Raw genomic sequence first — 3,153 nt, forward strand, 5'->3', positions numbered from 1 at the left:
ATCATTGGAGGGGCCTTATGTATTAGATGGGTGAACGGCCCTAAAGACACTCGGTCAGTTCCTGTGCAAGGATAAACTCATGACCAAAACCCGCATTGGTTATGCCCGTTGCTCGACCGACAAACAGGATCTTGCCGCGCAACGGGCTGCGCTCCTCGATCTCGATGTTGCGGAAGACCAGATCTATACCGATCATGGCCTGACCGGCACGAACCGGGAGCGGCCGGGTTCGGCTCAGGCACTGGCCGCTGTCCGTGAAGGGGATCCTTTTGTCGTGCCGAAGTTAATTTTGCTGCCATAGGATTGGTGAAAATGACCTTGAGCAGCGCAACAATCTCTAGTTGTGCGTTTGATTGATGTTGACACCGAAGGGCGTTCTGGTGCGGGGTGATTATCAGCGTCATCTGCCTGGTGCGCAATGAGCAGTATGATCGGAGACTACCCCATGAGTGTCGGATGCGAAGGCTGCAGGAGCGGTGAGGCCTTCAATCAGGCTTTCTCAATGGCCTTCCAGCCTATTGTAGACGTCACAACTGGCAAAACCTTTGCCCAGGAAGCCCTGGTGCGGGGGTTGTCAGGCGAGGGCGCCCAATCAGTGCTGTCCCAGATCACGGAACAGAACCGCTACGGTTTTAATCAAGCATGCCGAACCTTGGCGATTGAGCAAGCGACCCACCTCGGAATTCTTGATACCGAAGCGCTCCTGTCGATCAATTTTATGCCCAACGCGGTCTATGAACCAAGGGTGTGTATCCGACAGACCATGCTGGCCGCAGAGAAAGCCGGCTTGCCGCCGGAACGGCTTATATTTGAATTTACGGAACAGGAAAAGGTGGAGGTTCCTCACCTGCAGCGCATTATGAGTGTCTATCGGGAGTTCGGGTTTAGGACAGCGATTGATGACTTCGGGGCTGGGTATTCCGGGCTGGCACTTCTGACTCAGTTACAGCCAGATATTGTCAAGATCGATATGGAGCTCGTTCGTAACATTGACATCGAGCCGGTCAAGCGGGTGGTGTTGAGGCATATCGTCAACATGTTGAACGATCTGGACATCGATATTGTTTTTGAAGGCATTGAAACGCTCGCCGAACTTGAGGTGATCCGGGACATGGGGGCCAGCCTCGTTCAGGGCTACCTTATCGCCGAACCCGCTTTCCAAGCACTTGTTGAGCCAAAGTTTCCAAAAACTGATTAGACACTACGGCGCGAATGTCTTCTCATGCCGTCCTGTAGTGGCGTCGGGTGTTTGCCTTCGCAATGTTGCTATTTGTCATATGGGGGTAACGGGTGCATTTTATTGAAGCAGGGTTTGATACCACGCACTGTACCGGCTTGTTCGATCTTTTTGCGCACACTCCGGATCTGGTCGCAATGTTCGATGCGGATGATTGTCTGCAAGCAGCGAATCCGGCGTATTGTGCAACCTATCATGCCGATCCATCGAGGCGTCCTGTCTGGCGGGACATCATGCGAGCGAATCATGAAAACAAACGTGGTCCTGTGATCGAGACGGACAACATTGAATCGTGGCTGACGATCGCTGACGCGCGCCGGGGCACGGTTCCTTACAGAGCGTTCGAAGCCCAATTGCACTCTGGCAATTGGGTCTGGATCACTGAAACGGTCTCTCCAAGCGGACTTATGCTATTTTATGCTTCAGAGATATCAACGTTGCGTCGTGGAAGTCGTGGCCTTCGTCTGGAACGCGATGCAGCACGGCGGGCTTCCTGGACAGACCCATTGACCGGCGTTCCAAACCGCCGCTATGTCATGGACCGCCTGGAAGAGTGGATGGCCTTGCAACGGATCCAACCGGAATTCGGCAACCACACACTCGCTGTTATTGATCTCGATAACTTCAAGCAGATTAACGATAAATATGGTCACGATCAGGGTGATGAAGTCCTTGTCGCATTTTGCCGGGAGATGGTCAGCAGGCTTCGATCCTTTGATTTGTTTGGCCGGATCGGCGGGGAAGAGTTTCTTCTCTTCATGCCGAACTGCACGCTCAGCGTGAGCCGTGACCGGCTCGATCTGCTGCAAAAAGCGATACGACAGCCCGCCGGGTGCCCGGACAATACCGCCATAGGATGCAGCTTCTCTGCGGGCATGGTGGCTGTCCGCCCGGATAAGGACATTCACGATATTATTCGCAGCGCCGACAAGCTGGTATATGTAGCAAAGAACGATGGGCGCGCGTGCGTGCGAGGGTAGGACACTACCATACCGCGATAAGAGGTAGAAGATAGCTCACGGCCCAGTCTCAACGTGCCTTGCTTCGGTCGCGATCAAACGTGTTGCCTGTTCCTGATGCCTCAACTCTCCTTTAGAGTATCCGTCTTGATCAAGCTGTTTTTGGCGTCCATTCGCGATCTTTTTGGACCAGTGAGTTGGCCAGTTCGATGAGTTTTCGCATGAGGGCGGTCAGCGCGACTTTCGCGGGTTTTCCGGCCTGAATCATGGTCTGATATTTCTGCCTCAGATCCGGGTTGTAACGGGCGGCGACGAGTGCAGGCATATAGAGCGCATCGCGCAGGAATTTACGTCCGCCTTGTATGAACGCCTTACCACGCCATTGGCCCGATTGTCGGGTCATGGGAGCGAGACCGGCAAGGCTGGCGATCTGCTTGCGGGTCAGGGTGCCGATTTCCGGACATTCGACGAGGATCGCAACCGCAGTGATCCGGCCAGCCCCGGGATCGAGCAGAGGATGTCGAAGGCGCGTGCGCGTTTCGGGCACTGGCGCGCAAGGTCCAGCAGCGCTGCTTCCAACTCAGCGAGCTGGCGTTTGATCTGCTCCAGTCGGACCTTGGCCTGGCGCTTCAAAATGGCCAGAGACTGCGTTTTGGACCGGTTCAGCAATCGCGTGCGTTCCTTGATCAGTGCCGTGCGGGCAATCTGCAACTCTTTGAGGGCAGGCTGATCTTTGTCCGTCGGCGCATCCGGCACAAGATCGAGCGCCGCGCCCATCATGGCCAGAACGCGCGCATCAACGGCATCGGTCTTTGCTCTTTTGCCGCGGGCCTGGGCCAAGCGTCGTGCCTGCAGCGGGTTCACCTTCACGAGAGGCAGGACACCGGCAAATTTGCGTTCAATGGCAGCGTGGTAAGCACCGGTTGCCTCATAGACCACCAGATCCGGCGTTTCGGC

Annotated in this window: 5 protein-coding genes; 3 read left to right on the top strand and 2 right to left on the bottom strand. The window is 55.4% G+C overall.

What is annotated here, in order from left to right; translation table 11 throughout:
* Positions 1–79: 79 nt before the first annotated feature.
* The 3 genes from ACOI1H_RS24425 (at position 80) to ACOI1H_RS24435 (ending at position 2,217) form a co-directional block, all read left to right on the top strand.
* Positions 80–301 (top strand): recombinase family protein, encoded by a 222-nt coding sequence (locus ACOI1H_RS24425; RefSeq protein ID WP_422440823.1) that lies wholly within the window; start codon positions 80–82, stop codon positions 299–301.
* Between the two features lie 126 nt (positions 302–427).
* Positions 428–1,198 (top strand): EAL domain-containing protein, encoded by a 771-nt coding sequence (locus tag ACOI1H_RS24430; RefSeq protein ID WP_422440825.1) that lies wholly within the window; start codon positions 428–430, stop codon positions 1,196–1,198.
* A 92-nt stretch (positions 1,199–1,290) separates the two neighbouring features.
* Entirely contained in the window at positions 1,291–2,217 is a 927-nt protein-coding gene (locus ACOI1H_RS24435; protein ID WP_422440826.1) for a GGDEF domain-containing protein, read from the top strand.
* A 130-nt stretch (positions 2,218–2,347) separates the two neighbouring features.
* Here ACOI1H_RS24435 and ACOI1H_RS24440 read toward each other — a convergent pair whose 3' ends face one another.
* Positions 2,348–2,743, bottom strand: coding sequence for a transposase (locus ACOI1H_RS24440; protein ID WP_422440828.1), 396 nt, complete (start codon positions 2,741–2,743; stop codon positions 2,348–2,350).
* Positions 2,638–3,153: IS110 family transposase (locus tag ACOI1H_RS24445; protein ID WP_422440830.1), on the bottom strand; the 516-nt coding region annotated here is incomplete at its 5' end. The genes ACOI1H_RS24440 and ACOI1H_RS24445, both read right to left, overlap by 106 nt.

The sequence above is a fragment of the Loktanella sp. DJP18 genome (assembly GCF_049310965.1).
In the GTDB taxonomy this organism is placed as follows: domain Bacteria; phylum Pseudomonadota; class Alphaproteobacteria; order Rhodobacterales; family Rhodobacteraceae; genus Loktanella.

Bases quoted from the DNA above. Each gene is read 5' to 3' on its own strand.
- ACOI1H_RS24425 (WP_422440823.1), top strand. From the start codon at position 80: ATGACCAAAACCCGCATTGGTTATGCCCGTTGCTCGACCGACAAACAG.
- ACOI1H_RS24430 (WP_422440825.1), top strand. From the start codon at position 428: ATGATCGGAGACTACCCCATGAGTGTCGGATGCGAAGGCTGCAGGAGC.